Source organism: Halovenus salina (assembly GCF_026410925.1).
GTDB lineage: Archaea > Halobacteriota > Halobacteria > Halobacteriales > Haloarculaceae > Halovenus > Halovenus salina.
In genome coordinates this window covers 61721-87478 of record NZ_CP112975.1, presented here as the reverse complement: position 1 = coordinate 87478, position 25758 = coordinate 61721, and the positions used below count along the sequence as shown (strand labels likewise).

General features: G+C 56.8%; 29 protein-coding genes, 2 pseudogenes and 1 CRISPR repeat array. Of the genes and pseudogenes, 20 read left to right on the top strand and 11 right to left on the bottom strand.

Annotated features, from left to right (window positions below; translation table 11 throughout):
- The first annotated feature begins 63 nt into the window (after nucleotides 1–63).
- Nucleotides 64–399 (top strand): DUF6788 family protein, encoded by a 336-nt coding sequence (locus OSC37_RS18790; protein ID WP_267164502.1) that lies wholly within the window; start codon nucleotides 64–66, stop codon nucleotides 397–399.
- A gap of 59 nt (nucleotides 400–458) precedes the next feature.
- On the opposite strand, the gene OSC37_RS18785 is transcribed toward OSC37_RS18790, so the two are convergent.
- The 4 genes from OSC37_RS18785 to OSC37_RS18770 all read right to left on the bottom strand — a co-directional run bounded on the left by OSC37_RS18785 (nucleotide 459) and on the right by OSC37_RS18770 (nucleotide 2709).
- Entirely contained in the window at nucleotides 459–848 is a 390-nt protein-coding gene (locus OSC37_RS18785; protein ID WP_267164449.1) for a DUF8115 family protein, read from the bottom strand.
- Nucleotides 845–1693 carry a ParA family protein gene (locus OSC37_RS18780; RefSeq protein ID WP_267164448.1) on the bottom strand — a complete coding sequence of 283 codons (849 nt, stop codon included), beginning with the start codon at nucleotides 1691–1693 and terminating at the stop codon, nucleotides 845–847. The genes OSC37_RS18785 and OSC37_RS18780 overlap by 4 nt, the downstream gene beginning before the upstream one ends.
- A gap of 429 nt (nucleotides 1694–2122) precedes the next feature.
- Nucleotides 2123–2383, bottom strand: a complete 261-nt coding sequence (locus OSC37_RS18775; protein WP_267164447.1) for a hypothetical protein — start codon at nucleotides 2381–2383, stop codon at nucleotides 2123–2125.
- Nucleotides 2380–2709, bottom strand: coding sequence for a hypothetical protein (locus OSC37_RS18770; protein WP_267164446.1), 330 nt, complete (start codon nucleotides 2707–2709; stop codon nucleotides 2380–2382). The genes OSC37_RS18775 and OSC37_RS18770 overlap by 4 nt, the downstream gene beginning before the upstream one ends.
- A gap of 515 nt (nucleotides 2710–3224) precedes the next feature.
- Between OSC37_RS18770 and OSC37_RS18765 the strand changes: the two genes are divergently transcribed.
- The 3 genes and pseudogenes from OSC37_RS18765 to OSC37_RS18755 all read left to right on the top strand — a co-directional run.
- Entirely contained in the window at nucleotides 3225–4403 is a 1179-nt protein-coding gene (locus OSC37_RS18765) for an ISH3 family transposase (protein WP_267161275.1), read from the top strand.
- 227 nt (nucleotides 4404–4630) lie between these two features.
- Nucleotides 4631–5184: a CRISPR direct-repeat array (repeat unit 30 nt; unit sequence GCTTCAACCCCACGAGGGTTCGTCTGAAAC).
- A 72-nt stretch (nucleotides 5185–5256) separates the two neighbouring features.
- Nucleotides 5257–5427, top strand: a pseudogene (locus OSC37_RS18760) (IS6 family transposase); the annotation flags it as partial.
- A gap of 246 nt (nucleotides 5428–5673) precedes the next feature.
- A pseudogene (locus OSC37_RS18755) lies at nucleotides 5674–6147 on the top strand (IS6 family transposase); the annotation flags it as partial.
- Nucleotides 6148–6204: 57 nt separating this feature from the next.
- On the opposite strand, the gene OSC37_RS18750 reads toward OSC37_RS18755, so the two are convergent.
- Entirely contained in the window at nucleotides 6205–6933 is a 729-nt protein-coding gene (locus OSC37_RS18750; RefSeq protein WP_267164445.1) for a DsbA family protein, read from the bottom strand.
- 101 nt (nucleotides 6934–7034) lie between these two features.
- On the opposite strand from OSC37_RS18750, the gene OSC37_RS18745 reads away from it, so the two are divergent.
- Genes OSC37_RS18745 through OSC37_RS18730 form a run of 4 tightly spaced genes read left to right on the top strand, consistent with a single transcriptional unit; the run spans nucleotide 7035 to nucleotide 8720 of the window.
- Nucleotides 7035–7580 (top strand): hypothetical protein, encoded by a 546-nt coding sequence (locus OSC37_RS18745; protein WP_267164444.1) that lies wholly within the window; start codon nucleotides 7035–7037, stop codon nucleotides 7578–7580.
- Nucleotides 7577–8038 carry a hypothetical protein gene (locus OSC37_RS18740; protein ID WP_267164443.1) on the top strand — a complete coding sequence of 154 codons (462 nt, stop codon included), beginning with the start codon at nucleotides 7577–7579 and terminating at the stop codon, nucleotides 8036–8038. The genes OSC37_RS18745 and OSC37_RS18740 overlap by 4 nt, the downstream gene beginning before the upstream one ends.
- Nucleotides 8035–8457 carry an ArsR/SmtB family transcription factor gene (locus tag OSC37_RS18735; protein WP_267164442.1) on the top strand — a complete coding sequence of 141 codons (423 nt, stop codon included), beginning with the start codon at nucleotides 8035–8037 and terminating at the stop codon, nucleotides 8455–8457. The genes OSC37_RS18740 and OSC37_RS18735 overlap by 4 nt, the downstream gene beginning before the upstream one ends.
- Nucleotides 8454–8720 carry a DUF7521 family protein gene (locus OSC37_RS18730; protein ID WP_382187411.1) on the top strand — a complete coding sequence of 89 codons (267 nt, stop codon included), beginning with the start codon at nucleotides 8454–8456 and terminating at the stop codon, nucleotides 8718–8720. The genes OSC37_RS18735 and OSC37_RS18730 overlap by 4 nt, the downstream gene beginning before the upstream one ends.
- A gap of 5 nt (nucleotides 8721–8725) precedes the next feature.
- Here OSC37_RS18730 and OSC37_RS18725 read toward each other — a convergent pair whose 3' ends face one another.
- Complete coding sequence (locus OSC37_RS18725) at nucleotides 8726–8956, bottom strand: hypothetical protein (RefSeq protein WP_267164441.1); 231 nt, start codon at nucleotides 8954–8956, stop codon at nucleotides 8726–8728.
- 125 nt (nucleotides 8957–9081) lie between these two features.
- On the opposite strand from OSC37_RS18725, the gene OSC37_RS18720 reads away from it, so the two are divergent.
- Genes OSC37_RS18720 through OSC37_RS18710 form a run of 3 tightly spaced genes read left to right on the top strand, consistent with a single transcriptional unit; the run spans nucleotide 9082 to nucleotide 11008 of the window.
- On the top strand, nucleotides 9082–9765 hold the full coding sequence (locus OSC37_RS18720) for an SCO family protein (RefSeq protein WP_267164440.1): 684 nt from the start codon (nucleotides 9082–9084) through the stop codon (nucleotides 9763–9765).
- Entirely contained in the window at nucleotides 9766–10350 is a 585-nt protein-coding gene (locus OSC37_RS18715) for a TlpA family protein disulfide reductase (RefSeq protein ID WP_267164439.1), read from the top strand.
- Nucleotides 10343–11008, top strand: coding sequence for a cytochrome c biogenesis CcdA family protein (locus tag OSC37_RS18710; protein ID WP_267164438.1), 666 nt, complete (start codon nucleotides 10343–10345; stop codon nucleotides 11006–11008). The genes OSC37_RS18715 and OSC37_RS18710 overlap by 8 nt, the downstream gene beginning before the upstream one ends.
- A 71-nt stretch (nucleotides 11009–11079) precedes the next feature.
- On the opposite strand, the gene thrS is transcribed toward OSC37_RS18710, so the two are convergent.
- The gene (thrS, locus tag OSC37_RS18705; RefSeq protein WP_438267615.1) at nucleotides 11080–12690 is read right to left on the bottom strand and encodes a threonine--tRNA ligase; all 1611 of its coding nucleotides are present in this window, start codon (nucleotides 12688–12690) and stop codon (nucleotides 11080–11082) included.
- On the opposite strand from thrS, the gene OSC37_RS18700 reads away from it, so the two are divergent.
- The gene (locus OSC37_RS18700) at nucleotides 12677–13069 is read left to right on the top strand and encodes a hypothetical protein (RefSeq protein ID WP_267164437.1); all 393 of its coding nucleotides are present in this window, start codon (nucleotides 12677–12679) and stop codon (nucleotides 13067–13069) included. The two genes, thrS and OSC37_RS18700, sit on opposite strands and share 14 nt — an antisense overlap.
- A gap of 677 nt (nucleotides 13070–13746) precedes the next feature.
- Here OSC37_RS18700 and OSC37_RS18695 read toward each other — a convergent pair.
- Nucleotides 13747–14391 carry a hypothetical protein gene (locus tag OSC37_RS18695; RefSeq protein ID WP_267164436.1) on the bottom strand — a complete coding sequence of 215 codons (645 nt, stop codon included), beginning with the start codon at nucleotides 14389–14391 and terminating at the stop codon, nucleotides 13747–13749.
- 432 nt (nucleotides 14392–14823) lie between these two features.
- Between OSC37_RS18695 and OSC37_RS18690 the strand changes: the two genes are divergently transcribed.
- Together OSC37_RS18690 and OSC37_RS18685 are read left to right on the top strand one after the other, a co-directional pair.
- Nucleotides 14824–15675 (top strand): IS5 family transposase, encoded by an 852-nt coding sequence (locus OSC37_RS18690; protein WP_267164505.1) that lies wholly within the window; start codon nucleotides 14824–14826, stop codon nucleotides 15673–15675.
- 90 nt (nucleotides 15676–15765) lie between these two features.
- On the top strand, nucleotides 15766–17913 hold the full coding sequence (locus OSC37_RS18685; protein WP_267164435.1) for a PAS domain-containing protein: 2148 nt from the start codon (nucleotides 15766–15768) through the stop codon (nucleotides 17911–17913).
- Nucleotides 17914–19011: 1098 nt separating this feature from the next.
- Here the strand turns inward: OSC37_RS18685 and OSC37_RS18680 are convergent.
- Nucleotides 19012–20334, bottom strand: a complete 1323-nt coding sequence (locus tag OSC37_RS18680; protein WP_267164434.1) for a methyl-accepting chemotaxis protein — start codon at nucleotides 20332–20334, stop codon at nucleotides 19012–19014.
- A 290-nt stretch (nucleotides 20335–20624) separates the two neighbouring features.
- On the opposite strand from OSC37_RS18680, the gene OSC37_RS18675 reads away from it, so the two are divergent.
- From OSC37_RS18675 to OSC37_RS18665, 3 genes are all read left to right on the top strand, one after another.
- The gene (locus OSC37_RS18675) at nucleotides 20625–21218 is read left to right on the top strand and encodes a hypothetical protein (protein WP_267164433.1); all 594 of its coding nucleotides are present in this window, start codon (nucleotides 20625–20627) and stop codon (nucleotides 21216–21218) included.
- A 221-nt stretch (nucleotides 21219–21439) separates the two neighbouring features.
- Nucleotides 21440–21703 (top strand): AbrB/MazE/SpoVT family DNA-binding domain-containing protein, encoded by a 264-nt coding sequence (locus OSC37_RS18670; RefSeq protein ID WP_267164432.1) that lies wholly within the window; start codon nucleotides 21440–21442, stop codon nucleotides 21701–21703.
- Nucleotides 21700–22113, top strand: a complete 414-nt coding sequence (locus tag OSC37_RS18665; RefSeq protein WP_267164431.1) for a putative toxin-antitoxin system toxin component, PIN family — start codon at nucleotides 21700–21702, stop codon at nucleotides 22111–22113. The genes OSC37_RS18670 and OSC37_RS18665 overlap by 4 nt, the downstream gene beginning before the upstream one ends.
- A gap of 145 nt (nucleotides 22114–22258) precedes the next feature.
- Here OSC37_RS18665 and OSC37_RS18660 read toward each other — a convergent pair whose 3' ends face one another.
- Together OSC37_RS18660 and OSC37_RS18655 are read right to left on the bottom strand one after the other, a co-directional pair.
- Entirely contained in the window at nucleotides 22259–22429 is a 171-nt protein-coding gene (locus tag OSC37_RS18660; protein ID WP_267164430.1) for a hypothetical protein, read from the bottom strand.
- Between the two features lie 30 nt (nucleotides 22430–22459).
- Nucleotides 22460–22861: a type II toxin-antitoxin system death-on-curing family toxin gene (locus OSC37_RS18655; protein WP_267164429.1), complete on the bottom strand. Its 402-nt coding sequence runs from the start codon at nucleotides 22859–22861 to the stop codon at nucleotides 22460–22462.
- Between the two features lie 410 nt (nucleotides 22862–23271).
- On the opposite strand from OSC37_RS18655, the gene OSC37_RS18650 reads away from it, so the two are divergent.
- The 3 genes from OSC37_RS18650 to OSC37_RS18640 all read left to right on the top strand — a co-directional run bounded on the left by OSC37_RS18650 (nucleotide 23272) and on the right by OSC37_RS18640 (nucleotide 25525).
- On the top strand, nucleotides 23272–23808 hold the full coding sequence (locus tag OSC37_RS18650; protein WP_267164428.1) for a DUF7437 domain-containing protein: 537 nt from the start codon (nucleotides 23272–23274) through the stop codon (nucleotides 23806–23808).
- Nucleotides 23805–24332 (top strand): PIN domain-containing protein, encoded by a 528-nt coding sequence (locus OSC37_RS18645; protein WP_267164427.1) that lies wholly within the window; start codon nucleotides 23805–23807, stop codon nucleotides 24330–24332. Before OSC37_RS18650 ends, OSC37_RS18645 begins: the two co-directional genes overlap by 4 nt.
- 101 nt (nucleotides 24333–24433) lie before the next feature.
- The gene (locus OSC37_RS18640) at nucleotides 24434–25525 is read left to right on the top strand and encodes a tyrosine-type recombinase/integrase (RefSeq protein WP_267164426.1); all 1092 of its coding nucleotides are present in this window, start codon (nucleotides 24434–24436) and stop codon (nucleotides 25523–25525) included.
- Nucleotides 25526–25758: the final 233 nt, after the last annotated feature.

Sequence of the window (25758 nt, the reverse complement as noted above, 5' to 3'; positions counted from 1 at the left end):
TGCACGGGATCTAACCTTATGTAACATTCATAGTTCAGTGGCCAGTGTATGTTACATAAGGAAATGACACAGCCAGAACCTCCAGCGTCGCTCCCGAAGTACCTCGCAGAGGGTCTCCCGAAACAGGACGCGGATACCCTCCGAGACATCCGCGAGTACGTCGACGCGCTGATCGAGTACCGTGAGCAGCCAGTCGACCCTGAGGAGCTGCCGGATACTGCGGAGCCCGTCAACCTGGACGATAGCGGGAAGGGCACTGTCGTGAAAGAGAAGGTGAAGTGCGGTGACGACACCTGCAAATGTGCTAGCGGCGCTCCAGCTGACATGCACGGGCCGTACCTGTACCGCTACTACCGCGAAGGCAGCGAGTTGACCTCAGAGTATCTTGGGAAACCTTGAACCGTGAATATACGTATTCATATACGTTTCCGTATTCGTAATCATATACGCATCTGTATCTAAAAGCTATTGGCGGCGTGGCGGCCATATGCATCGCGGGCCGTCTCAACCACTTCAGGGGCAGCCTCTTCCAGCCCAGCTCGGATGGCCAACCGCATGATTTCACTCCTATCAAAACTCTCGCTGTCACTGGTTTGGTCTAACTCGGTTTCTAAGGCTGCTCCAACATCATCCAATTTTTCGGCGTCTTCCAAACCTAGAATTAGTGCTGCGAGATGGTCGTCACGAACCGAGAGTGTTTTCGAGGTGTCCCCTGCTGCAATACTCTCGAGTATGTCAACAATTGCGTCTTCGAGATCATCATCTGGTTCATTACTTTCTGACTCGGCTCGCGTTCCTGGATCGGTCTGTTCGCGGAGTTTATCGAGTTCGTCGTCGGTTCCGCTCATTCTCCACCTCCCAGTCGCTCAATAAGCTCCTTCGCATCGGTTTCGTAGGCGTCTACTGCCCGTTGTGCAGTCTTCGAGGGCCGTTCTAATTGGAAAAGCGTCTCACCGTTCATTTGTGCATTTTGAACATCTTGACTAGATGGAATTTGTGTCGGCGCGAGTGCGTCGGGATACTCAGTTTCAAATTCGTCAAGATAGGCCTTTCCAGCTTTTGTTCGCTCGTCCACTTCATTCAGAAGGACCATCTCCAACTCAATGTCGACACCTTGCTCAGTGCGGATTGTCTCCAAATCACGGCGGAGTTGAGCGGCCTGTTCTGCTTCGAATGGACCTGGACGGACGGGAGCGACAACACTCCCAGCGGCCCATAAACCATTATACGCAATATTTGATGTACTGCCAGGTAGATCGAGGAGTATCACATCGTAGTCCTCTTCGACGTATCCAGTGAGGAATGCATCAAGGCGGCTGTACCGTTCAGCCGCTTCGTCGATATTCCCTAGTATCGCATCAAGTCCGTCTAGGGATTCGTGAGCTGGAATCAAGTCTGGTCCTTCTCCTGTCGGGAGGGTCAGGTCCTCGACAGCATTGGGTAGCTTCTTCGAAATCGTTTCCCACTCTTCCTGGAACACTGTGGTGATATTGGGCCAGCGATCGTCGTCGTCCTGGACTTCTTTCCAAAGCCCGAAATGCTTTGCAAGGTCGCCCTGCTTTCCGGCGAGATCAAGCAGGAGGACATCGTACCCATGACGGTCTAGCGCGACCCCTAGGTGTGCTGTTGCCGTGGTCTTCCCAACGCCGCCTTTGTCGAGAAACGTAGCGGCTCGTAATGCTGAATCAGGCATATACGCAAACGTATGCGTATACGAATACGTAAAGGTACGTCAGACGTTGAGCAGAGAAGTATCGGCTGAAGACTGTAAAATAACCAAGCTCAGGAAGAGGCAAACGTAAAAAGACAAGAATTTTGACTTACGTGAGTGAGCGAAAGACATGGGAAAACTAAAGAAAGGCTTCCTTGCCGCAGTAGCTGTCGTGGTTGGAATTGTAACGCTGAAAAAACTCCGTGGCAGTGACGACGAAATCGAGGAACACGTCGACTAAAACCCCAAATTGATGCACTGGTAATTTAGGGGCTGGAGGGGGGCTACGACAGACGACTATCTTCATCAAAGTGTGTGGTGGATACCTCGGGGCATGACCCCGCAGTTGTTGACTCGAACCTTTGAGAGACAAAACAGCCCAAAACGCCAAAATCACTCTTTTCGTGTCTGTCAGTCTCGGCCCGGGACGACCTCGCTTTCCAGCCACTCGCGGTCAAGAACCTGATTATCGATCAGGATGTGAAGCACTGCGATTCGAGCAGCTTCTTCTCCTTTCATCGATTCGATGTACTCGATGGTCTCGGTCGTGTGCCGAACCGACCGATGGCCAAATCCGAGCCACGCTGCTGACTGATCAATGAAGGCATGGACTCCTTCGTCAGTGTAGCCGAGTAAATGCTCGTCGACAGCCATGTGTTCGTCCCGATTCACCGACGCCCACCTCGTGATTCGGATGAGACTGTGGGTTCCTGTTCTCTACGCTCTTCTGCGAGTTCAGCAGACCGACCAATCAAATCCCGCGGCAGTGGCCGTCCTTCCTCGAGCATATCCCGATACATATCGAGCCACTCGTTCATCATGGACTGCACCTGATCTCTGGACTGGTCTTGCAACTCATCGTCATCGATATTTTTGAGGATGTTTTCTGCAGGATTCGTCCGTAGGACGACATCGAGTGCCATGTCGATGTTGCGCTGGATGAGTTGGTTCCGGTCGAAGGAGTCTTTGAGTTCTTCGCGGGGGGTTTGATCGGTCATCGGAGCGTTTCCTTGATTTGGTCGTCGAGGTTGGTCAGATGCTGGTTCACCCGCTGATTCCGTTTCTCCCGTTGGTGAGCGATCTCCGTTTTCTGGGTCTGGATCTGGTGCCATACGGAATCCTCCGTGGATGGTTGGTCAATGGTTTGCTCGCTGTTCCTCGCAACCTGAGCCACTACTGAAGCCAGCTCACCCTTCTCGTGGGAACGGAGGTGTGGATGTATCCCACTTGCGTCGTATTCTTCGTTGCAGACGGGGCATTCTGGCATGGGTATCCCCGTATTATGTGGTATGTTGACAATCAACTTATTATTTGCCCCCTCCCCGAGTATATTGAAACAAATAATTAGTCTAAATAAAGACTATATACCTTCCAAGTATTGAGCTAAGCATCTCGGATGACTTGTAAAACAGTTTGCGGACAGACGCATGTTACAAGATCGGTACTTCACGAACAGCGTAATCGGTTAGATTGAATCGTTGATTTGACCACGAGAAAGTGTCTGGATTAGGATGTGTTCAAGCTCCCCAATCCAGACGGTTATCTTTCGGCGTCGGAGGTAAAAGACGTAGCGGAAGAGGTCATCACTCCACTCCCGTTGCCGGGTGTCGAGGGGAGCCCCCTCGACCCCGGCGATATCTGGCTCGTCGTCATTTTGGCCTGCACCAATCAGACCTCGATTTGGGAAACCTGCAAGGACACCGACGGAACACCATGCGACGACACCGTCTTGACGTGGCTACATACACTCAATCGGCAGTGGCTCGAATTCGTCGCTAACCTCCTACTCGCTCGCCTAGCTATGACGATTCTCGACGCTGACCGGTCGAGAATCGTCTCCATCGACTTTATCGATAACCCCTACCACGGCGATCACTACGCCGATGAAGGCGAACTCTGTTCAATGTCCCCCAAAGATGGGACCACAACGTGTCACCGATACTGTACGGCGTACATCGTTTCCAACGAAAAGCCAGTGACGCTGGCGATGACGTACGTCCGCAACGACGAAGACGAGGCCGACGCGGTCGAGCGCGTGCTCGCCCGCGTCGAGAACTATCCCTTCGAAATCGACCTCCTGCTTGCCGACAGCGGGTTCTACAACGAACGCGTCATCCGCCGTTCCCGTGAGATCGCTGCAACGGTCGTTCACGTTCCCAAGAAAGGTGAGCGCATGAAGGACAAACTCGACGTACACAAGTCGTACATGACGACCTATCGCATGTACAAGGACAGCGAGCGGGAGCTTCAGATCCCGCTCGCGGTCGCAGTCTCCTACCAGAATGGCGACCGTGGCAAACACGGAGAGGTTGTTCGGGGCTACGTCGCCTGTGGCGTTGCTGAAAAGTCACCGAAGAAAGTCGAACGCCTCTACAGGAAACGCTCAGGCATCGAGACGAGTTACCGGTTGCTTCGGCAAGCACGAGGGATCACGACAACGCGTGATCCCGTCGTGCGATTTGCGATAATGCTCGTCGCGGCACTGCTGGAGAATCTGTGGCTCGTGCTCCGATGGGCGGTCGTCGCCCGCCCGCGGCGGGGCGGGCGCGACCTCCCGGAGGAGTTCACGTTCAAGACGTTCTGTGACTGGATTCGGAACGAACTCGAAGACGAGTTAGAGCGACGCTGGTACGTCGAGGCGAACGGTGTGGGTGTTCCTGAGACGTACGGCTCGGTGGCAGCCGCGGGCTGACCGCGGTCAGCCCACGGCCTGTCCGAGGATCCGTCAGCGACAGCTCTCTGCAGCACCGGCGTAAAATTGCCTGTTCTCGTCCGTTTGGTGTGGTAGCTCGTTTCTGCCGTCCGTTCTTTCACAGTGGTTGCGAGAATCTCCCCCAAAATCATACAGAAAGTGATTCGTTTGTGGCGTTCAGATCACGCTGTGTCGACTCGTTCGTGAAGTACCGAAGATGCAGGCTGGCTTCAACCCCACGAGGGTTCGTCTGAAACCATCGTTCGGGACTGTGTGCTCGCCCGGCAGCTGCTCGCTTCAACCCCACGAGGGTTCGTCTGAAACCGTCCAGTCCGGTATCGTCGCAGGGCGAGTCCCCACAGCTTCAACCCCACGAGGGTTCGTCTGAAACCCGAGCCAGTACACCCTGTCGAAGTTCGACCTCTCGCTTCAACCCCACGAGGGTTCGTCTGAAACCCGCCAACGTCATTATATCCAATACGATACTGCGGGCTTCAACCCCACGAGGGTTCGTCTGAAACCAGGGTGTAGTTTCCGCCATTCATGTTCTTTTTGCGCTTCAACCCCACGAGGGTTCGTCTGAAACGCGGTAATTCCCCTGTGGACAATACGAATACAATGGCTTCAACCCCACGAGGGTTCGTCTGAAACTACCATCCAGACGACAGAGACACGATCAGGGAAGGCTTCAACCCCACGAGGGTTCGTCTGAAACCTCATATCCGCAAGCATCCGCTGGGCGGCTAATGCCGCTTCAACCCCACGAGGGTTCGTCTGAAACGCTGTCGGGTAATCTCACCGGCGGTGTTCAGATAAGGATTGAAAGGCGAGGCGGAGCGTTTTTTGAGTGCCTATGTCCAAAAACATCCGCCTCAGCGGTAGTATCGACCAGATCGACTTAGAGTTTATTGAACGCGAAGCGACACCGCGATTTCTGATGAAGCTCAGTATTCAACTGCATATTGCTGGATTATCGCTTTCGAATACTGTTTCTATTCTCGAAATATTTGGTGTCGAACGTGCACGTTCTACAGCTGTCTCTTACCCATAAGTTCACCGAGCTCCGAACAGACGTTTCAGCCGCTGTCGGACCCGATTTGTACTCGGAAAATCGCGGTGAGGAGCGATTCGGGCAGTGGTACCACTGGCAGGCGATTACTGAATGCGGGTAAACGAGGTCGGCAAAATCGTTCCATAAGAGGGCTATATCTGTAGGTATCGGGATTTTCAGTCGGATTCATCGATCTCGACAGCGACTCGATTTGTGGGTAAGAGACAGCGTTCTACAGTTCACAACTGGGTTCACAAGGCAGATCTACAGCCCGAAGACGGACAAAATCCGGATCACGTTGCGGTCGACGAAACCGTGATCCAGCTCAATGACGAGCAGTACTGGCTGTACGCCGCTGTCGATCCAGCAACGAACAAATTACTGCATACAAAGCTTGAACCAACGAGAACGAACGTTCTTTCTCACGCATTCTTTGCCGAACTTCGTGAGAAACACGACGTCGACGACGCGGTGTTTCTCATCGATGGCGCACCGCAACTGAAAGACGCCTGCTCTCGGCACGGCCTCGATTTCAGATACGAACGCCATGGAAATCGGAATAGTGTCGAACGTGTCTTTCGTGAAGTAAAACGACGAACCTCTTCGTTTTCAAACTGTTTCAGCAACGCCGCCGCAGACACAGCTGACGACTGGCTCAAATCATTCAGTTTCGCATGGAATCAGCTTATCTGAACACTACCGACCCGGCAGGCACACGCAAGCACCCGTGACAGATCGCAACAATCGCTATCAGGCGGTCTCGACACGTTCGATGGCCTCCTCGAATCGCTCGAGGGGCTGTGCACCGACGAGTCTGCCGCCCCGCTCTATGTCCGGGTCGAAGACGACGAACGTCGGCGTCGCCGAGACCCCGAGGCCGCGAGCGGTCTCGGCGTCTGCCTCGACTTGTGTTTCGAGGGCGGGACGGCGGTCGTCGAGGCACTGCGCCAGGGCATCGGCGTCGACGCCCGACACCGAACGGGTGTACTCGATCAGCCTGTCGGCCGCGGCCCACCCCGCGTTCTTCTCGCCCTGTCGGTCGAAGACGGTCGCGTGCCAGTCCCAGTAGGCCGACCGGTCCCCGTCGTCGAGCGACCCCCAGACGCACTTCGAAGCGGCGGCCGCAGTCATGGAGTCCCGACCGAAATACGGGAGCGAGACGAAGATTATCCGAATCCTTCCCGAGGCGACGTGCCGGCGAACGAGTTCGGGCAAGGTCTCCCGTTCGAACTGCTCGCAGAACGGGCACTGAAAGTCGGTCCAGTAGTAGACGTCGAGCGCGGCCTCGGACGACCCCAGGATGGGTTTCCCGGCGAGGTCGACCCCGAGGACAGACGTCTCCTCGCTCGCGTGAAACTGGGGCGAGAGCCCGTCCGATTCGTCCGTGTCCGGGCGCGCCAGGTAGTACGCACCGCCGGCACCGAGCGTCGTGACCGTGCCGGCGAGAACGGCCCGACGGGATGGCTCGTCGAATCGCATGGCCGGGCGTTGTCCCCGCGTTGTCCTAATCGACTCGCCGATTTGCAGGGTCAGCAAATCGGAGCCAGCGCTTTCAGCTACCGCGCCGTTCGGTCTCCCAAATGCGTGCGGTCGCCACTACCAGGACCCACCTGTCACAGTTCGCGGAGGCGGTCGTCTACCCGTTCGAGACTTGGCGAGGGACCGTCGGGCTATTGCTCGCCGGGGCGCTCACCTACGTGCTGTTGATTCTCAGCACGATGCCGACGTTCGCTTCCCAGATGCTCGCCGACGGGCTCCACTGGCTGGATTACGTCCTCGTCTCGCTCACCGAGACGGTCTACCGGACCGACGGGGCGACCGGCCTCGCGGTCATCCTGGCCTACGCGCTGTTGACTGGTGTGGCTGTAGTCAACGCCGTCGCCCGGCTCCACACCGTCGGCCCCGCGAGCATGGCGGACCTTTCCGGCGTGCTCCCGGCATTTCTCGCCTCCGGCTGTGCGAGCTGTGGAGCCGGCCTCCTCGGCGTGCTCGGGTTCGCCGGCGGCGTCGCCGCGCTCCCGTACGACGGCGCGCTCGTCCGCGCTGCCGGCCTCGCTCTGCTGGTGGTCTTTCTCGCCCGAGCGGGCCACCCCGAGCGCTGCACGGTCGAGGGGGTGGCCGAATGAGCGCCGCCCGGCTGGTCCGGGCCGTCGAATCGCACCTGCGGGCGACGGCCTGGGGAGGGGCGACCGGCCTTGGCGTCTTCGCGCTGTTCGGTGTCGTCACCGGGCTGATCCCGAACCCGCTGTACGTGCGGATGGTCCCTCGGACGCCGGTCGACTACCTGTTTCTCGCGCTGACCGCGCTCCTCGCCGGTACCTACGTCGGCCAGCGCGTGGCGACGACGGTCCCGGAGACGGTCGACGACGCCGGCGACCGCTGGCTGCTGGGCGGGCTGGTCGGGGGGTTCTTTGCGGTTGCGTGTCCGATCTGTAACGTCTTCCTGCTCGCGCTGTTCAGCTCGTCGGCGCTGATGACGTACTTCGACCCGCTTCGCCCGCTGCTCGGCGTGGTCTCTGTCGCCGCCCTCGCCGGACTGATACTCGCTCGCCGCAGGCGCGCGTGTGTGGCGTGCGAGCGATGAGCGCCGCTGCAGTCGGTCGAATCAGCAGTTATTTATCGGCGTGGGGCACACTCTCAGGCGTGAACGGTGAGGGAGCTGCCGGGCCGAGCGAGCTCTTCGAGGTGCTGGCAGACGAGTATGCGCGGGACATCCTCGTTGCCGCCGACCGTCGGCCGATGACTGCGAAAGCCCTCAGCGACGCCTGCGACGCGTCGCTGACGACGGTGTACCGGCGGATCGCGCTGCTCGAAGAACACGGTCTCGTTAAGAAGCACCGGAGCGTTGGCCCCGGCGGCACTCACCGCAGCAAGTTCGAGACGACGCTTGAGGGCCTCCACGTCGACCTTTCGGACGGGGAGCTCTCGCTCTCGGTCGAGACGCGCGACGAACTGGCAGACAGTTTCACGTCGCTGTGGGAGGACATGCGGGGTGACGGATGATAGAGACGCCGCTGCTTCTCGCGAAGTTCGTCACCCTCGCGTTGAGCCTCGCGGTCGCGTACCTGGCCTTTCACGGCTACCGGCGCAACCAGAGCGAGCCGATGCTGTACGTCTCCGTCGGGTTCGTCTTCATCGGCGCGGGCGCAATCTGTGAGGGGCTCATCCACCTGACGCTTGGTACCTCTATCGTCTCTGCCGGCCTCATCCAGGCCGCTATCGTCTCCAGCGGTATGCTGTTCGTGCTCGTCTCGCTGGTGAAGTAACCGCTCTAGGCGGGACAGTCCGAACAGCGTCGCCAGCGGACGACCAGCGCGACGACCGCGAGGGTCACCGCGGTGGCGGCGACCTGGGCGAGGCCGGCCCCGGCCCCGCTCGCGGCCGCACCGCCCGTGACGGCGGCCGCGCCGCCGGTCACCGCCGCAGAACTGAGCCCGAGACAGCAGAGGCTGGTGACCCCGGCCAGCCCCAGCAGCGACCATCGTCCCGTGTAATCGCTCATTGTCGGTGATACCGTCGGCGGGTTCTAAATCGTTTCGGGACCGTCGCTGTCGGCGGCCCATCGGGGATTTTCAGAGTCCGAAAAACCACGGTTGAGATTTACTCCTTGACCTGCTCGGGTAGGGTATGGAACGCCGCCACTACCTGCGCACAGCCGCGACGGTCGGACTCGCGGGCGCTGCGGGCTGCCTGAACGTCGTCCCGGGGTTCGGCGATGACCGGACGGTACTTGACGAACCGGAGATAGACCTGAGCGCGGCCGCCCACCCCAGCCACGGGGACGACCTGCCGTCGGTGACGGTGCTGGACCCGCTGCTCGGCGAGGAGGTCTCGACCGACCAGTTCGAGGGCGAGCGGGCCGTGTTGCTGACGCTGTTTTATACGAACTGCCCGGACGGGATGTGTCCGGCGTTGATCCTCCGGCTCCGGCGCGCCCAGGAGCGGGCCGCGGAGGCCGGATACGGCGACGACGCGGCGTTTCTCGCGCTGACGTTCGACCCCGAGCGCGACACCGCGGATGTCCTCGAGACCTACGCCGCCCAGCAGGGGGTCGACCTCGGCGCGAGCAACTGGCACTTCCTCCGGCCGGAGACCTTCGAGGGAGGGGCTGACCTCATCGAGGAGCAGTTCGGGCTCGTCATCGAGAAACAGCCGGCCGACGAGTACGAGAGCCTCGAGTACGTCTTTCCCCACTACAACCTTATCCTGCTCGCGAACGCCGACGGCGTGGTCGAGCGGGCCTACCCCGACGGGGCGACCGTCGACGTCTCGCGCGTCGTCGAAGACTTCGAAACGGTGGTGACCGCCTGAATGCGTCGACGCGAACTGCTCGCCGGTCTCGGGAGCGTCGGCGTGCTGGCCGGCGCTGGCGTCGTCGCGCTCAACGGGCTCCCGACGCTCGACGACACCGCAACAAACGGAGACCTCGAGACGACTGACTCCGGAGACGGCGACGGCCAGGGCGACCGCGTGACCGTCGAGACTATCGACGCACCGGGGAGCGAGGCTGGCGAAGTGACCGTCCCCTCCACCGAGCAGGCGACGTTCGTCGACTTCTTCGGGACGTGGTGTCCGCCCTGTGTCGAACAGATGCCGGCACTGTACGAGGCGAACGAGCGGGTCGGCGACCGCGTTCGTTTCATGTCGGTGACGACCGAGCCCGTCGGCGACACGATCTCCGAACAGGAGGTCGTCGACTGGTGGGAAGAACACGACGGGAACTGGTTGCTCGGAACCGACCCGCGAGCGGAGCTCGCCGCGCGGTACCTCGCCGGGGGATACCCCTCCGCCGTGGCCATCGACGCCGCAGGTCGCGTCCAGTGGTCCGACGCGGGCGTCAAGACCGCCGACGAACTCGTCGACGGTATCGAGCGCGCACTCGAGAGCGATGAGTGACACCGCGCTCCTGACGGACCTCTCGTTCGCGCTCACGGCGGGAGTCGCGACGTTTTTCTCCCCCTGTGCGTACCCGCTGTTGCCGGGGTACGTCGGGTTCTATCTCAACCAGACCGACGGCGACGACGTCTCGATCGGCCGTGCCGGGCTCCGGGGGGTTGCCGCCGGTCTCGGGGTGCTCGCGACATTCGGCGTCCTGACCGGGCTGACGTTCGTCGTCGGACACTCGACGCTGTCGAACATCACCGTCTTCGAGGTGCTGGTCGGGGCGGCACTGGTCGTCTTCGGCCTCCTGGTGGTCACCGGGACAGCCCCGTCGCTCACGCTCCCGCTGCCCAAGCGACGGACCAGTGTCGCCGGGTTCGGCATCTTCGGCGCGGGGTACGCCGTCGCCGGTGCCGGCTGTGTCGCCCCGCTCTTTCTCGCGGTCATCGCCCGGGCCATCGCGCTCCCCGCCGGCACCGCCGCCCTCGTCCTCGCGGCGTACGCCGGAATCGTCGCCGTCCTGATGGTCTCGGTGACGGTCGCGACTGGCGCGGGCCTGCTCACGCGGGCGGGCCGGTTCGCCGCGTACTCGGGACGGCTCGAACAGCTCGCTGGTGCCGTGATGGTCCTCGCCGGCGTCGGACAGCTGTACCTGGCGCTCGTCGTCTACTGATCTCGACGCCCGCGGAACCGCCGACCAGACCGGTAGGACGCGCCTGCGGGTGACGAAAACGTAGGTCGCGGTTACTGCAGGAAGTTGGGCTCGACGCGTTTCTCGCCGACTTCGCTTTCGAGATGCTCGCGGAACGCCTCGAGTTCGACGCCGTTCAACTCGTTCTCGAAGCGGTCCCGGACCGAGACGGTGTCGGCTTCCTCCTCGTTGTCGCCGACGATGAGCATGTACGGAACGCGGTCGTCGTGGGCCTGTTGAATCTTCTTCCCGACGGTCCAGGAGCGGTCCTCGATTTCGACCCGGAACTCGCCGAGGTCGGCGTTTTTCAGCCGCTTGGCGTAGCCGATGTTGTCGTCCGAGACGGGGAGAATCCGGACCTGTTCTGGGGCGAGCCAGGTCGGGAAGTTCCCGTTGAAGTGCTCTATCATCACGCCCATGAACCGCTCGATGCTGCCCAACAGCGCACGGTGGACCATCACCGGTCGGTGGTCCTCGTTGTCCTTGCCGACGTAAGTCAGATCGAGGCGCTCGGGGATGTTGAAATCGAGCTGGACCGTGCCGATAGTCCACTCGCGGCCGAGTGCGTCGATTCCGTTGAGTGCGATTTTCGGCCCGTAGAAGGCGGCTTCGCCGTGCTCGACATCGTAATCGAGGCCAAGCGATTCCAGCGAGTCACGCAGTCCCTGGGTCGCCTCCTCCCAGATGTCGTCGCTCCCGACCGCGTTGTCGCCCTGGGTCTCCAGTTTGTAGGCGACCTCGATGCCGAACTGGTCGTAGATGTCTTCGATGCTCGAGAGGGTCTGGGTGATTTCTTCCTCGATCTGGTCGCGTCGGATGAACGCGTGGCCGTCGTCCTGCGTGAATCCACGAACCCGGAGCAGCCCGGAGAGTTCGCCGGACTGTTCGTTCCGGTAGCAGGTGCCGAACTCGGAGAACCGCACCGGAAGGTCGCGGTAGGAGTACTGCCCCTCCTGGTAGACGTGGGCGTGGTTCGCGCAGTTCATCGGCTTGAGGCCGTACTCGGTCTCGTCCTGTTCCCAGGCGAACATCTCGCCGTTCTCTTTGAAGTTGTCGTAGTGGCCCGTCGGCTTCCAGAGCTCCGCCTTGTTCAGTTCCGGCGTCCAGACCTCGTCGTAGCCGAGGTCGTCGTTTTTCGTCCGGATGTACTCCTCCAGCTCGCGGCGAATCTCCATCCCGTTGGGGTGGAAGTGGACACAGCCCGGCGAGTGTTCGGGCACCGAGAAGAGGTCCATCTCGCGGCCGATTTTTCGGTGGTCGCGCTCTTTTGCCTCCTCGCGGCGCTGGATAAAGGCCTCCAGGTCGTCCTCGCTCTCGAAGGCGCTGCCGTAGACGCGGGTGAGCTGGTCGTTTTCCTCGTCGCCACGCCAGTAGGCCGCAGACATCTCTAGCAGCGTAATCGCGCCGATGTCTCCTGTCGAGTCGACGTGTGGGCCCTGACAGAGGTCCTCCCAGTCGTCCTGAACGTAGAAGGAGACGGTCTCCTCGCCAGCCGCTTCCGCGTCGAGGATGTCCTGCTTATAGGGGTTGTCGTCGTAGGTCTCGAACGCCTCCTCGCGGGAGCGTTCCTCCCTGCGGAGCTCGTAGTCCGCCTCGACAATCTCTTCCATCTCGGCTTCGATCTCTGCGGACGAAGTAGAGGCAGTAATTATGCCGGCTCGCAACGACCAGGACCAATTAGTCGATTCGATGGTCGCTCTGAACAAAGTACTGTTTGAGCGGATGGAAGCTCATCTGGAGGATATCAAGGACTACCTGCCTGAGAATCGTGCTAATGAGGTGAATGGCACGAAGTCGGCACTTTATGAACTGGCAGCCTATCTCTTCAATGATAACGAAGCCGGAGAGCTTCTTGACCCGTTGAATGCCGTCTACGGACTACGTCAGCACGGTGCACACAGAGGAACTAGTAAATGGGAGCGAGCGATTGAGGCAGCAGGTCTTCAGCGGCCTGTGCGCGATTATCGGGACGCTTACGCCCAAATCATGACACAGACTGCTGAGTCGTTGGAGGTTATCGAGGCAGAGCTTAACCAGGAGTAATATTCGACAGGATACAGGCCCGGCACAAAGGAGTTCGTCTAGTGTTGAGTCTGACTATTCACCAGTCTGCTGTCCGAGGATTGTTGACCGATATGCGCGTTCCATCTCTGTCTCTTACCCATAAGTTCACCGAGCCCCGACCAGACGTTTCAGCCGCTGTTGGACCCGATTTGTACTCGGAAAAGCGCGGTGAGGAGCGATTCGGGCAGTGGTACCACTGGTAGGCGATTACTGAATGCGGGTAAACGAGGTCGGCAAAATCGTTCCAGAAGGGGGTTATATCTGTAGGTATCGGGATCTTCAGTCGGATTCATCGATCTCGACAGCGACTCGATTTGTGGGTAAGAGACAGCGTTCCATCTTGCACGCGACTCTTGACAAGAAGTAGATAGGCAGACCGTGCGATGGGTTCTATCACACGCTATATATTTCACCACCCCGAGTCCCGAGTGAAACTCCCCGTTATCGATTTGTAACTCGGACTTCGTGAATGCCGAACACGGCAGGCTGTGAATGGTATGTCCGTTTTCACACACCCCACCGTTTCCGCTGTTTCCTGAGAACGTACTTTGTGGGACTGCCGTGGCTCTGTTCGCAGAGTCCTCCGCTACACCCGCAGAATGGGCAGGATTTAGTCCTCGACACCGGCAGTCCCGACCCGGTCTGAGCGTGTCTGCTCAACTCTGTGGTGGTGCGAGATTCTTCATCGAGAAGTCGGACTTAGGGACGTACTCACTGGCAAGGCTGGTGAGTTCTCGCGTGCGTTCGATGTCGGCCAGATTGTGCTTCAGCAGCGGGAGCCAGTCTCCGTGTTCCCAGGTTTCGACGGCACGTTTCGAGTCGTCGAAGGGATCGCAACTCTCGTCGCCAATTAGTCGGTCGTAGACGCCGACGAGATCGCCCGTGTCGCCCGTGTCGAACCGCTGAATGGCTTCCATCGTGTCCGCGTAGGCAACGTCGTCAAACGGCCATGCGACGTTATTGCGGTGACACGCTGAGCGCAGGAACGGCAGGTCGAAGCCACCGTTCCAGGTCTCGCCGTTGTAAGCGGTCAGATACTCGTCTTCGCCGAGTCGCTCGTCAACGTACCCGTCGACGGCTTCGAGCAGCGCCGCTTCATCCTCGACGACGCGGAGGCCGACTGGATTCTCGACACACTGCCGAAGTTCGTCGAGAAGGTGATCTTGATCGGCGTTGCGACCACCGGTGTTCAGGACCATCCAACTGCCGAGATCGTCGGTGAATCCGGCGACGGTAATCACAGCGCCACGATCAAGCCCTGATGTTTCGATATCGAACGCGACTGGTGTGAGTGTCCCCATACCAAACAGTCTGTTGGGATAGGAATTAAAATTGAGCCTGCCAGAGTGAAAGTGTAAATAGACCTATTTCGACAGTTTACTATATATGTGATTTCGGTAATATTGGGTGTAAATTGCCAATATACATCAGATTGATGTATACTGATGCCACCAAGATGGTAGATATCGGGTCGATTCCGGTCGATGAACTTTGATAGAGATACGAGCGCATACCCCCGTCTTCCCGTGAGTGACGAGTGTTCCGACATCTGTCGGAACCGAGGAACGAACAGGCGGGGGTCGAGCGGACACCATTGTGTGACAAACCACTGTTCTCTTGCAGGGCTGGATTTCTCACAGTTTCACTTTCACTCTGAATAGCTGAGGTATTTGTCACAGACGGCTCTATTGAATCCGCAGACGGGAGCGAGATAAGTCGTCAGAATAACCGTGTTGAAGCGGGAGAGTACTCTTGTGCCCAAAGTCCTCTTCCGCTTCGTGAAACAAGTGGCTTCGATTGCTCAAAAACTCAGCGATGCCGCAGCACTCCAACTCAGTGACCCAGCCGGCAACGGGTTTGCCGGCTGGAAGCACGCTGTCTTCCATTACATGCGGATTCACATGGACGCCACGTTTGAGCAGGTCGTTGACTGGGCCGAAGAAATGGACCGCGTGCGGGCTCTGTTGAGCCTCGAACGCGGTTCGTTTCCGCACTATTCGACGATCTGCAAGTCGTTCAAGCGAGCACCGATGAGCGTCTGGCGGCAGTTGCTCCGCCAGACAGCGGAGCTACTCCCGCAGAACCGTCACGGCGCTATCGACGCCACGTATTTCAAACGCTGGCAAGCATCGTCTCATTATCTTCATCGGTGTGATCGATCCGTCCAAACTATCCAGGTTACTTTCCTCATTGACACCGCTGAAGGTGCAATTCTTGATCTCCACTGCAGCACGAAATGGCCGTCAGGGATGCGGATTGGCCCGAAGGTCGTCCTGCGGAACGCGGACGACCTTCGGAGTCTCGCCGCCGACAAGGGCTACGACGATATGAGTTTCCGAGAGGCACTCCTGGCAAGAGGTGTCCGTCCGCTGATCAAACACCGTGAGTTCGCCTCGTATGATCACGCACATAATGCGCGCATTGAAGATGATCGGTACCACCAGCGGTCGCTCACCGAAACTGCGAACTCGTCGATCAAGCGCTCGTACGGTAACTCCGTGCGAGCGCGTGACTGGTTCCGGCAGTTTCGCGAAATAGCCCTCATTTCTGGCGTCTACAATATAGAACAGGCAATAGAAGCATGAGGCCTCCAGAAATTCGCGGATTCAATAGAGCCGTTATTATTTTTTGAGAATCGAATAATCTCTTATACGTATGTTGCTTGTGCTATCTATATGATTACCCAGTCAAGTGATTCATCAACGATCCTAAACAGTATTGCGGATGGTGTGGTTGTTCGTGACGCAGAGACGTGGACCATAGAACGGGTAAATGACGCTTTTTGTGAAATGGTCGAGTACGAGCGGCAGGCGTTGATTGGGACGAATGTCGGGAAGATTAATGCTGGCCCTCCACCAGAGGAAACCGACTCTCCAGAGGAATTGATTCATCAAGCGCGAATCGAAGGTTCAGTCACGTTTGAATGGCACATAGAAACAAAGACCCAGGAGATTTTACCCGTTGAGATTCACCTCTCGTTCCTTGATGACGAAGAGCGTCTTGTGGCTACCGTTCGAGAAATCCAAGCCCGTAAGCGTCACCAACAGCGGTTAAAGCGCTACAAACGCCTCGTTGAACAGGCACCTGGGATGATGGCGGCGCTGAAAACGGATAGAACGTTCTTATTCGCTAATGAGAAATTCCGACAAACACATGATATTAGCGACCAGTCCGTAGCGGGACTTACAGTCGAGGATGTTCTTTCGACTGAGCGAAAAGAGAAGCTCCAGCCAGTGCTTGACAGCGTCCTTGCAGGTGACACTGTTAACCGAACCATCCAAATCACAACGCAGGAGGGCAACGAGCGTTGGTATCACATTCAGTCGTATCCTCTTGAGCATCGCGGTGAGAGGGTTGACAGTGTTGTTGTGACTATTGACGACGTTACTGACCAGGAGCGGCACAGACAGACGGTTCGAAATCAACAGGCCTTCATTCAGAGTACCTTCGACGCGCTTGAGGATGTCTTCTACGTCTTCGATACGGAAGGTACTCTTGTCGAGTACAACGACCGCTTGCCCGAGGTGACCGGGTACGACTCTGATGAACTGGCCGACATGCACCCGTGGGATTTTTTCCCACCTGATGAGCGTACCCAAATCAAACACGTGGTCTCGAAAGTGCTCCACAACGGGTCCGACGAACGAACCGACGGGCATCTTCTCACGAGTAGTGGCACGAGCATTCCCTACGAGTTCTCTGGCGCACCGTATTACGATGGACATGGCGAGGTTGCCGGTCTCGTCGGCATTGGTCGTGACATAACCGAGCGTCAAGAACGCGAACGGGAACTCACCCGATTCAAAGAGGCGATTGAGCAAACGGGACACGCAGTCTGCTTTACCGACACTGAGGGGATCATCAAATACGTGAATCCGGCCTTCGAAGACCTAACTGAGTACTCCCGTGACGAAGTCCGGGGTGAAAGCCCAAGTATCATTCAGTCGGGCGAACACGGCGACGAGTTCTATCACGACCTGTGGGAAACGATTACTGACGGCCAGGTATGGGAAGGGACCATTATCGACCAGCGCAAGTCAGGCACACAGTATAGAGCCCACCAGACGATTGCGCCGGTGACCCACGAGGGTTCCACACTCGGGTTCGTCTCAGTCCAAAACGAAATTACCGACGAAAAGTTACGAAAAGAACACATCAGTGTGATGTCTCGAATCCTCCGACACAACTTACGGAACTATCTCAACATCATATACGTACATGCACAGCAACTGCAGCACTCACAGAGTGAGGACATACAGCAATCTCATGTCCAGAAAATCATTGAACAGGCAGAGAAGCTCGAATCACTGAGTGAGAAAATACGGGCTGGCAGGAAGATACTTGAACAACTCTCATCGCCATTCGACACCGTTCCTGTGAGCGAACTCTACGAGGATGTCGTAACCTCGGTCGATGAAGAAGCGTTAGATGCCACGATAACGTTCAAAAATCTGTCCGAAGAACCCGTCTATGTGGCAGAGCAGCTTAAGCCTGCGCTTAGAGAACTCCTTGAAAACGCACTCAGACACAGCGAAAATGGAGCGCCGTCGGTGACTGTGCAGGTACAGGTTGCTACGGAAACAGAACGGGTTGGGATTACTATCGCAGATAACGGACCTGGTATTCCAAAATCAATCAGTGAAACACTCCAACAAGGCCGGGAAACGGATCTTCAGCATTTGACTGGAGTTGGTCTCTGGATTGTCAGGTGGATTGTAACAGGACTCGGCGGAACGCTTGAGATCGAGACCAGTGATGTCCCGGGGAGTCGAGTCACACTCACGACACCACTTGACCCATCCCAGATAGTCGAAAATCAGTAACCAGCCGAGCTTTGCTTGCGCGAGCCTGTTGTCGTTGTCGCGTGGGCTGTCGTGGCTGACACCAGTGGTCTGTTCCCTGATATGACTGTTCTGCCGGTCAGTGTCGATATTGTCTTCTTTGCGCTCTTTGCCGTGTTCGTGGGTGGCACTGGGATGTTGTCAGCTACCAACGACTGGTCGTTGGCTTGTCAGTGGGACTCCCACGTTTCGCGCACCCGACTCGAAAGCCCCACGCCTCCTGCTTTCTAACAGGGGGCTTTCTCAGGTGGCTGTCGAGTTGGGAGTCGGAGGGACTCGTTCGTTGTCCCCTGACTCCCGGGCTGGCTGACGGACAGCCCGTTCCACCGGCCGCTTCTGGGCCTGGGGGACGTACTATTGAGTCTGTCTCGGAGTCCAATCAAGCTTACGCGCTTCCTCCCACGAGTGAACTCCTGTCTCTTACCCACAAGTTCACCGAGCCCCGAACAGACGTTTCTGGTGCTGTTGAACCCGATATGTAATCGGAATATCGAGGTGAGGGACGGTTCGGGCGATGATATTGGTGGTGAGGGGTTACTGACTAGGGGTAAGCGAGATCGGCAAAATCGTCGCAGAAGGGTGTTACATCTGTAGATATCAGAATTTTAGCCGGGTTCATCGATCTCAACAGCGACTCGATTTGTGGGTAAGAGACAGGAGTGAACTCGTGGGCTTCCGCGCTGGTCCCGCTGTGTGACTCGCTTTGCTTGGGTACGACTGAGCCCGGCTGCTCGGCTGGTCGTTGTTGCTATTTGAGGCAGCGTGAGGTCCCGCTGGTGGGCGTCGGACTCTCGGGAGTGTCTCTGGGGTGGCTGTCGCCGCCTCTCGCTGTCTCAGTGGCAACAGCCATCATAAGAACAGACGCTGTAGTGTACTTATGTTCTGTATCGAACGATTCTCTTCACCCGCTATTTGAGGAGATCGTCGTGCAAGACTCGCGCCCTCTATCTTGCATACCAGTACGAATCTCAGTCTTCTCTGGTCTTTCTTTCAGATTACTTCACTGCGTCATACCGAGAGAGTATGGGCTCGCGGTAAACCAGATTGTCCCACTGCGTATTTGTTTGATCATCAATGAAACTAGAGTTCGCTCTGGATATCCAGAGCATCCATTGCAGTGACCTCCTCGCTAATTTCTTCTATTTTTGCTGTCTGTTGCTCGTTTGCAGCAGCGATTGACTGAGCCATCTCGGCAACATGCTCAAAGTCGTCAGCCGTCTGGTCAATCATACTTGCAATCTCTTCGGTACTTGCGGCTTGATCGTCAGTCGCGTCTGCAACTTCCTGTACTCCATCGGAGACATCTTCGACCACCGCTGCAATATCTTTGAACGTCTCGCCAGAGCTACGGACTTTCTCCGCACCCTCTTGGACTACGTCGTTGGTCTCCTCCAGACTAGTAACGGTATCAGCGGTGTCTTCGCGCACATTGGCCACGATATCCTCAATTTCCGAGGCGCGTTGCTGGGATTCCTCAGCGAGACTTTTGACCTCTTCGGCAACAACTGCAAAGCCCTCACCAGCCTCACCGGCGCGTGCCGCCTCAATGGAGGCGTTTAGTGCCAGCATATTCGTCTGGTCTGCGATATCGTTGATAACCTCGACAAGTTCGTCGATTTGCTGTATACTGTCGTTGAGTTCGCGTATGTCCTCAGTGACGGTAGCAGCAGCCGTCTCCACGTCCTCCATAATTTCTATTGTCTCATTAGCCTCTGTTTCACCGGTTTCGGCGCTCTCACGAGCGCGCTCACTGACGTTCTCCACCTCGGTGGCCGTAGCCGCGATCTCTTCAACAGTGGCACTAAGAGAGCTAACCTCCTGGGAAACCTCAGTGACGGCATCGCGCTGGTCGGCTACAGATGAGCTAATAGTCTGCGAGTTTTCGGCAACTTGCTCCGAAGATTGGTTTAATTCATCGACAGCAGTCTTAATACTTCCAGTTGCCTCCTTGCGGTCAGAGATGTCCCGAAATGTCTCACTGATAGCGACAACGTTACCGTCCATGTCTTGAATCGGGCGTACGACTAATTCTGTTGGGATGACACGGCCATCATAACTCTCTTTTTCAACTTCAACACGTATTTCATTTTTATTCTCATCAACAATCTGTTTGAGCGTACAGTTCCCGGTTCCACAGACTTCTGGACTACAGAGCTGATCGTAGCAGTTGACGAGTTCGCTGTTTTCAGCGTCAACACCACCCATCTGTTTCATTTGCTCGTTCTCGACGACAACATTGAAATCAAGATCAAGAATTCGCATCGCTGCGCCCGTCGATTCCATAACCTGCTTGAGATTATTCGTGAGAACGGCCCACAGTTCATCCTCGGGGAGTTGTTTGCCACCAAATATTTGTTGTGAGAAGTCTTCGCCAGCCGTGGAACCCGTTTGAGTGCTTGCCATACCTATATTTAGAATAGTATGGTATTTTAATAGTTATACAATTCTTACTGCCTGGGAATCTCTTCTGCTAGTATGTCGGCTTACGATACGACCACCGTTTGCTGACTAGTGCTGCTTCACCGTTGAACTGCTACATGCGACCGATAAACGGTCTGTAGCGGGAATTTATCAGATCAGGACTGAGGACCCATTAGCCGCTTTCAGTGTATGTGAGTGGTACTACCGCTATATTGGATGGTGGCCTACATCTTTTTACACCAGAGCGGTGAACAGCAGGCTGGTGAACACTGATGCAGCGGTATTCAATCTCGTTTGACGATGAACTGGCAGGGTGGGTGGAGTCTCGGGCGGCGGAGCGTGGTGTCTCCAAGGCGAAGGTGATTCGGGATGCGGTTGCGACTGCCCGAGAGATCGACACCGACCTGGTGCAGACTGGTGATGTACTCAGTCGATTAGAGGATCTCGAACAGCGCGTTGATGCGCTCGAACAGACCCGGGAAGAAGCGGTTGGCGACGAGCTCGCGGAAACATCCGCTGACCACCGTGATCTTGATGTCTCGATGGAAGATGACACGTCGGACACCGAACCAGATGAGTTTCTTGCCGAGATCAAAGCATATCTTGCCGATCAGCGACCACGGACTGAGACCGGGCAGACGGCGATGCTGACGGCCTTCGAGCGGTTGCGGGAGGTAGAGAGGGCACAGACCGCTGACCTGCGTGAGTACGTGTATGAGCGCCACAGCGAGGAGTATACCGACGCGAACTCGCTGTGGCAGTCGGTCCAGCGAGATTTCGACGATGTCCCGGGCGTTGAGAAGGCTGGTCACGGTGAGTGGGTATACGCTGGCGACGAGACCGCTCGTGAGGAACTGAATGCGTAGCGTGCTTCAGCAGTGCGTCAGCGACCAACCTCTGTTTCATCAACCCCATTTCGAGTATTGAACGATCTGCTGTCTGTCGATTCTTCAGCGGAAATGGTGGGTATTTGAGAAAGCGAGATGGACTGATCCGACAGCGTGTCATAGAATCAGTCTCACCCGGTCAGTCGAGCTGTGCATTGGCCGGTAGATTCAAGAACGTTCGTAAGGAAATCTTACAGAGTATGGCATCCGATGAACCCGAGGTGACCACAGTTACTTCGAAAGGGCAAATCACGATTCCGAGCAGCCTCCGAGAGCAGTTTGGGCTGGAGCAGGGAACGAAACTCATGGTCGTGCCGACAGACTACGGACTCGTGTTGAAGAAAGTCGATCTTCCGTCGGTCGAAGAATTTCAGCAGCGAGTCAAAGAGCGCGCAGACACAGTTGATGTCTCTCCTGAGGACGTGTCCCGACTCGTCCACGAGGCACGGGGCGATAATGAATGAAGGCAGTCCTGGATACGAACGTTCTCATTTCGGGCGTTATTGCGACCGGCGTCCCGCACAAGCTACTTGTCAGGGGGCTCGAGCATGAGTACCAGATCGTTGTCTCCGTAGAGACACTCACTGAGTTCCGTGAAACGCTTCTCAAGTATCCAGAACGCTTCCACATGGACGAAGACGAAGTGCAAGAAGAAGTCGAAACGCTTCGCTATTTTGCCGAGTTTGTTGCCCCACAGGAGGACATCACAGCCGTTGAAGATGACCCGGACGACGACAAGTTCCTCGAAGCAGCAGTCGCTGGCGATGTTGACTATCTCGTTTCTGGCGATGGACATTTGCTCTCGTTGGACTCATTCCGTGGCATCGGTATTGTCGAACCGAGGACCTTCTACGAACTACTCGACGACCAGTAGCCCATCTGTAGTGATCGGTGGGGAGCTCATATTCAAGCCGAGACTCATTCTATGACATCCTGGATCTGTCAATCATGGGCGTGCGTAAGATCGTTGGTCGGACTCCTGAGATGACTGGCGATGATACCTTCCAAAACAGGACGGCTCACTCGTCTTCAAGTGCCGCGTAAATTTCCGCGTGCCGGCGTCCGTCGAGTTTCCCCATCTGGAGGGCAATCTCCCGACGCTCTTCGTCGCTCTCCGCCGCCTGATACCGCTCGTAGAGCTGGCGGACGTCATCATCGACCGCCGTCGAGGAATCGGGGCTGGACGCCATTGTTCTGGTGAATATACTCTGTGTGACCCTTTATGAGTTGCGACGAGCACACGCTCGGAAATAGATGACTGCGGTCTCTGTGTCGACCGCGGCTTCGTCGGTTGCAAATCGGTGTAAGAGAGCCCGAATTTCATCGCCGTAGTCGAATATGTACCCGTTCATCATGTAGAAAACGACGACTGTTCGGAGTGCTGTTCGCTTGTTCCCGTCGACGAACGGATGCTCTGCAACGAGAAGCCGCATCAGGTGAACCGCTTTATTATGAATCGTCTCGGGCACCTCCCCGAAGAACCTCTCCGCGATATACTGCAATGCGGAGGCAATCGCGTCCTCTGACCGAACTCCTGGTTCTGTGGTGTCGCCTTCTGCCACGATCTGTTCGTGGAGATCGAGGATGAGCTCGACAGAGGGATAGGCGAGATTGTCAGTCACGTCTCTGGCTTTCTTACGCCTCCCGTTAACCGTTTCGCGGCCTGTGCCTCTTCATTAATTCACAGCTCCACCGTCGTTCTGAGATATTTCTGTTGCTTTTATAAGGTCAGAATTTGCGGTAAGAAGATATATCGTCATGTGATATATGATTGTCTAATCCGACTGCAGTCTTGCGGTTTTCTCGGGAAATGCGGTGTGTGTAGCCACACGTGCTTAGAATAGTAAGACAAAGTGGTTATGAGTATCAGCCTGCCCTCGGGGAAGCACGAATGGTCCATCTCGCTCAGCTCGACGCTACTCCCCGGGAAGAGCAGGAGTCAAGGATGTTTCTCAGAAGCTGCCGCTGTTATTTCAACGTCCACGTCAACGCCAGAAGCCTTATTACGAATTATCTATAATCCATAAGTCAGATGGCGCATTCACCCTCTCGGTCGGGTCAACCACCGATTCAGCAACTCCAAACGGTCGCTGACCTCCTCGAAACGCCGGTACTCGCTCGTCTGTACGCCCACGTCTTGCAACACGGCCCCGTCACTGTGTCCGAGATCATTGACGACCTTGAGATTCCACAGGGGACCGCCTACGACTACGTACAGAACCTCGAAAGAGTTGGCCTAGTAGAAAAAACCACTGAGCAGCGCCCCTACAAGTACGATGCTGAGTCGATTGCACTCACCCTCTCTACCAATGGTGAAACCCAGACAATCACACCAGCCCTCATTGCCGCCGTTGCTCGCCGAGATGAGGACGAAGATATCGACGTCTACATCGAGCGCCATGGCCTCGACGGACTCGCTGTCGCCCTCAACTACGCCTACGAGTACGTTGATGGCACAGTCAACCATCGGATTGCGGCCCGGGAACTCGACCTCTCGCCGCTTGAAGCCGAGATCATCCTCCAAGCACTGGAACCAATCGCTACTGAGTACGCCGACACAACTGCATGACGACCGGGTATATCGCTGATACCGGTGTCTTCATCCGGTGTGGCGGTCCAGACAACGACAAGTTTCAGCGGCTTCGTCGCGCACTCCAACAGGCAGACGCCTCGTTGCAGATCCCACAGCGAATCTACGAAGAACTTGGAGGCAACCCAGCAGCAGACGAGTATCCATCAGGAAACATTCCGTATCCCGAAGGGCTCAAAGAAGGCTGGATCGTCGTCGCCAACGAACTCGATTACACGAATCCACTCATTTCGACAGTAATGGACCAGACACGCCGATTTATCGCCAACGAGACCAATCGTGACGAAGATCTGATCGAGAAAGCCGATACCGCGCTAGTTGGGCTTGCTGCCCAACTACTCGACACCCGAGAAGCAGACCACGTCGTTCTCTTGACCACAGACAAGCCAGCGGGAAAAGCAGCAGAGACACTTCTCCCTCGACATGGCTTCAACGACCGTATCGAATTTCGGTATGCAAGCGTCGAATATCTCGAGACGGTCACGGCCAACGATTTCCAGTGAGTGTCGAAATAATAGTCTCGACGACGCTCCACAACCTTCGACCACTCGTACTTTGAGAAGCGAGTGGTTATTAGTACGATACAGCCTTCAGAGAAACACGAATGGTCCATCTCGCTCAGATCGACGCTCCTCCCCGAAATGACGGTCTCGAAAAGGCGATCCAGGACCGACTCGCCGATCTCGATTCGGGAAAGTACAAGCGCAACAACGCACACGTGCTACGACTCTGTGCTGAGTGGCTGCGACGAGAACATGATGTGAACAGAGTCGAAGAGATCACCAGTCAAGACCTTCGCCAGTTTGCCCGTGCACTGCGAGAGTGCATGGATAACGAAAAGTCGAATATCAACGCTGGCAGCACCGTCACGCAGTACTACGACTACGTCGCTGCCTGGCTTGGATGGGCTGTCCGCGATCAGTACCTCGACCGCAACCCAGCCAGAACAGAGACAGCCACCGAACCACTTCCCGAAGTCTCGACCGACCCAGACCGCCAGTTCTGGAGTGACCGAGAACGGGAGGCTATCTGTGCAACCACAGACCAGCTCGTCGACGTTGCACTCGACAATCCCGATGAACAGGCCCGTCGGCAAGCCTACCGTGACCGCGCGCTCGTCTATCTGCTGGCTTACAGCGGGTGCCGCGGTGCAGAGATTGCTGCCGTCAACGACGATGAGAAACGCAATGGCCTCCGCTGGAGAGATCTGAATCTCGACGACGGCATCATATCCGTGTACGGGAAAAGCCGCGAGTGGGAGGAAGCACCCCTGTTCGAACCAGCGATTGAACCACTCCGGCGCTGGAGGCAACTGCTCAATCCCGTGGGCGATGACTGGCCCGTGCTGCCGACAATGCATCTCCCCACACTCTATGGAGAACTACCGACCGATGTCGAGACATCACCAGACACCGTCTGGGCTGATCTTCGAGAACACGAGCTGTGTCCTCCGTCACTCGGTACCGACGGCGTCCGCCGAATTGTGAAACGTCTTTGCGCAGACTCACAGTACGAGTTTGCCAAGCCACTCAAACCCCACGGCGCACGTCGTGGGCTTGGCGACACGCTCTACCAAGAACAGGCAGAGCTCGCCCAGGACGCTCTCCGGCACAAGAGTATCGAGACGACCCACGAATCCTACAGTGAAGAACGAACTCGGCGGGTGAAAGAACGCGGTGACGAACTCTTCGAGTAGTTAGTACTACTTCTCTTGGGTAAGCGATTGTTGGTAGAGAGTAGGTGGGCGATTTCGCGGTGACGTGCGCTCAACTGCGTGACTTAGAAGCCGGGTGCATTCGTCTTTAGCTACGCTGGACAAGCCGTGTGAAGGCTGCTCTGGCAGAGTACTGAATCGGTGTAACAGCTGTTCATATCAGACGGCAAGATGGGTTTCGCCCGTCCGGAATCTGAATCTGGATCTATTACGCC

Excerpts from the sequence above, each read along its gene's own strand:
- OSC37_RS18645 (WP_267164427.1), top strand. The coding sequence starts at position 23,805 with ATGACGACCGGGTATATCGCTGATACCGGTGTCTTCATCCGGTGTGGC.
- OSC37_RS18710 (WP_267164438.1), top strand. The coding sequence starts at position 10,343 with ATGAGTGACACCGCGCTCCTGACGGACCTCTCGTTCGCGCTCACGGCG.
- OSC37_RS18740 (WP_267164443.1), top strand. The coding sequence starts at position 7,577 with ATGAGCGCCGCCCGGCTGGTCCGGGCCGTCGAATCGCACCTGCGGGCG.
- OSC37_RS18750 (WP_267164445.1), bottom strand. The coding sequence starts at position 6,933 with ATGCGATTCGACGAGCCATCCCGTCGGGCCGTTCTCGCCGGCACGGTC.
- OSC37_RS18770 (WP_267164446.1), bottom strand. The coding sequence starts at position 2,709 with ATGACCGATCAAACCCCCCGCGAAGAACTCAAAGACTCCTTCGACCGG.
- OSC37_RS18665 (WP_267164431.1), top strand. The coding sequence starts at position 21,700 with ATGAAGGCAGTCCTGGATACGAACGTTCTCATTTCGGGCGTTATTGCG.
- OSC37_RS18780 (WP_267164448.1), bottom strand. The coding sequence starts at position 1,693 with ATGCCTGATTCAGCATTACGAGCCGCTACGTTTCTCGACAAAGGCGGC.
- OSC37_RS18725 (WP_267164441.1), bottom strand. The coding sequence starts at position 8,956 with ATGAGCGATTACACGGGACGATGGTCGCTGCTGGGGCTGGCCGGGGTC.
- OSC37_RS18730 (WP_382187411.1), top strand. The coding sequence starts at position 8,454 with ATGATAGAGACGCCGCTGCTTCTCGCGAAGTTCGTCACCCTCGCGTTG.
- OSC37_RS18700 (WP_267164437.1), top strand. The coding sequence starts at position 12,677 with ATGCCGGCTCGCAACGACCAGGACCAATTAGTCGATTCGATGGTCGCT.
- OSC37_RS18695 (WP_267164436.1), bottom strand. The coding sequence starts at position 14,391 with ATGGGGACACTCACACCAGTCGCGTTCGATATCGAAACATCAGGGCTT.
- OSC37_RS18790 (WP_267164502.1), top strand. The coding sequence starts at position 64 with ATGACACAGCCAGAACCTCCAGCGTCGCTCCCGAAGTACCTCGCAGAG.
- OSC37_RS18680 (WP_267164434.1), bottom strand. The coding sequence starts at position 20,334 with ATGGCAAGCACTCAAACGGGTTCCACGGCTGGCGAAGACTTCTCACAA.
- OSC37_RS18785 (WP_267164449.1), bottom strand. The coding sequence starts at position 848 with ATGAGCGGAACCGACGACGAACTCGATAAACTCCGCGAACAGACCGAT.
- OSC37_RS18715 (WP_267164439.1), top strand. The coding sequence starts at position 9,766 with ATGCGTCGACGCGAACTGCTCGCCGGTCTCGGGAGCGTCGGCGTGCTG.
- OSC37_RS18640 (WP_267164426.1), top strand. The coding sequence starts at position 24,434 with ATGGTCCATCTCGCTCAGATCGACGCTCCTCCCCGAAATGACGGTCTC.
- OSC37_RS18720 (WP_267164440.1), top strand. The coding sequence starts at position 9,082 with ATGGAACGCCGCCACTACCTGCGCACAGCCGCGACGGTCGGACTCGCG.
- OSC37_RS18685 (WP_267164435.1), top strand. The coding sequence starts at position 15,766 with ATGATTACCCAGTCAAGTGATTCATCAACGATCCTAAACAGTATTGCG.
- OSC37_RS18745 (WP_267164444.1), top strand. The coding sequence starts at position 7,035 with ATGCGTGCGGTCGCCACTACCAGGACCCACCTGTCACAGTTCGCGGAG.
- OSC37_RS18670 (WP_267164432.1), top strand. The coding sequence starts at position 21,440 with ATGGCATCCGATGAACCCGAGGTGACCACAGTTACTTCGAAAGGGCAA.
- OSC37_RS18650 (WP_267164428.1), top strand. The coding sequence starts at position 23,272 with ATGGCGCATTCACCCTCTCGGTCGGGTCAACCACCGATTCAGCAACTC.
- OSC37_RS18675 (WP_267164433.1), top strand. The coding sequence starts at position 20,625 with ATGCAGCGGTATTCAATCTCGTTTGACGATGAACTGGCAGGGTGGGTG.
- OSC37_RS18660 (WP_267164430.1), bottom strand. The coding sequence starts at position 22,429 with ATGGCGTCCAGCCCCGATTCCTCGACGGCGGTCGATGATGACGTCCGC.
- OSC37_RS18735 (WP_267164442.1), top strand. The coding sequence starts at position 8,035 with ATGAGCGCCGCTGCAGTCGGTCGAATCAGCAGTTATTTATCGGCGTGG.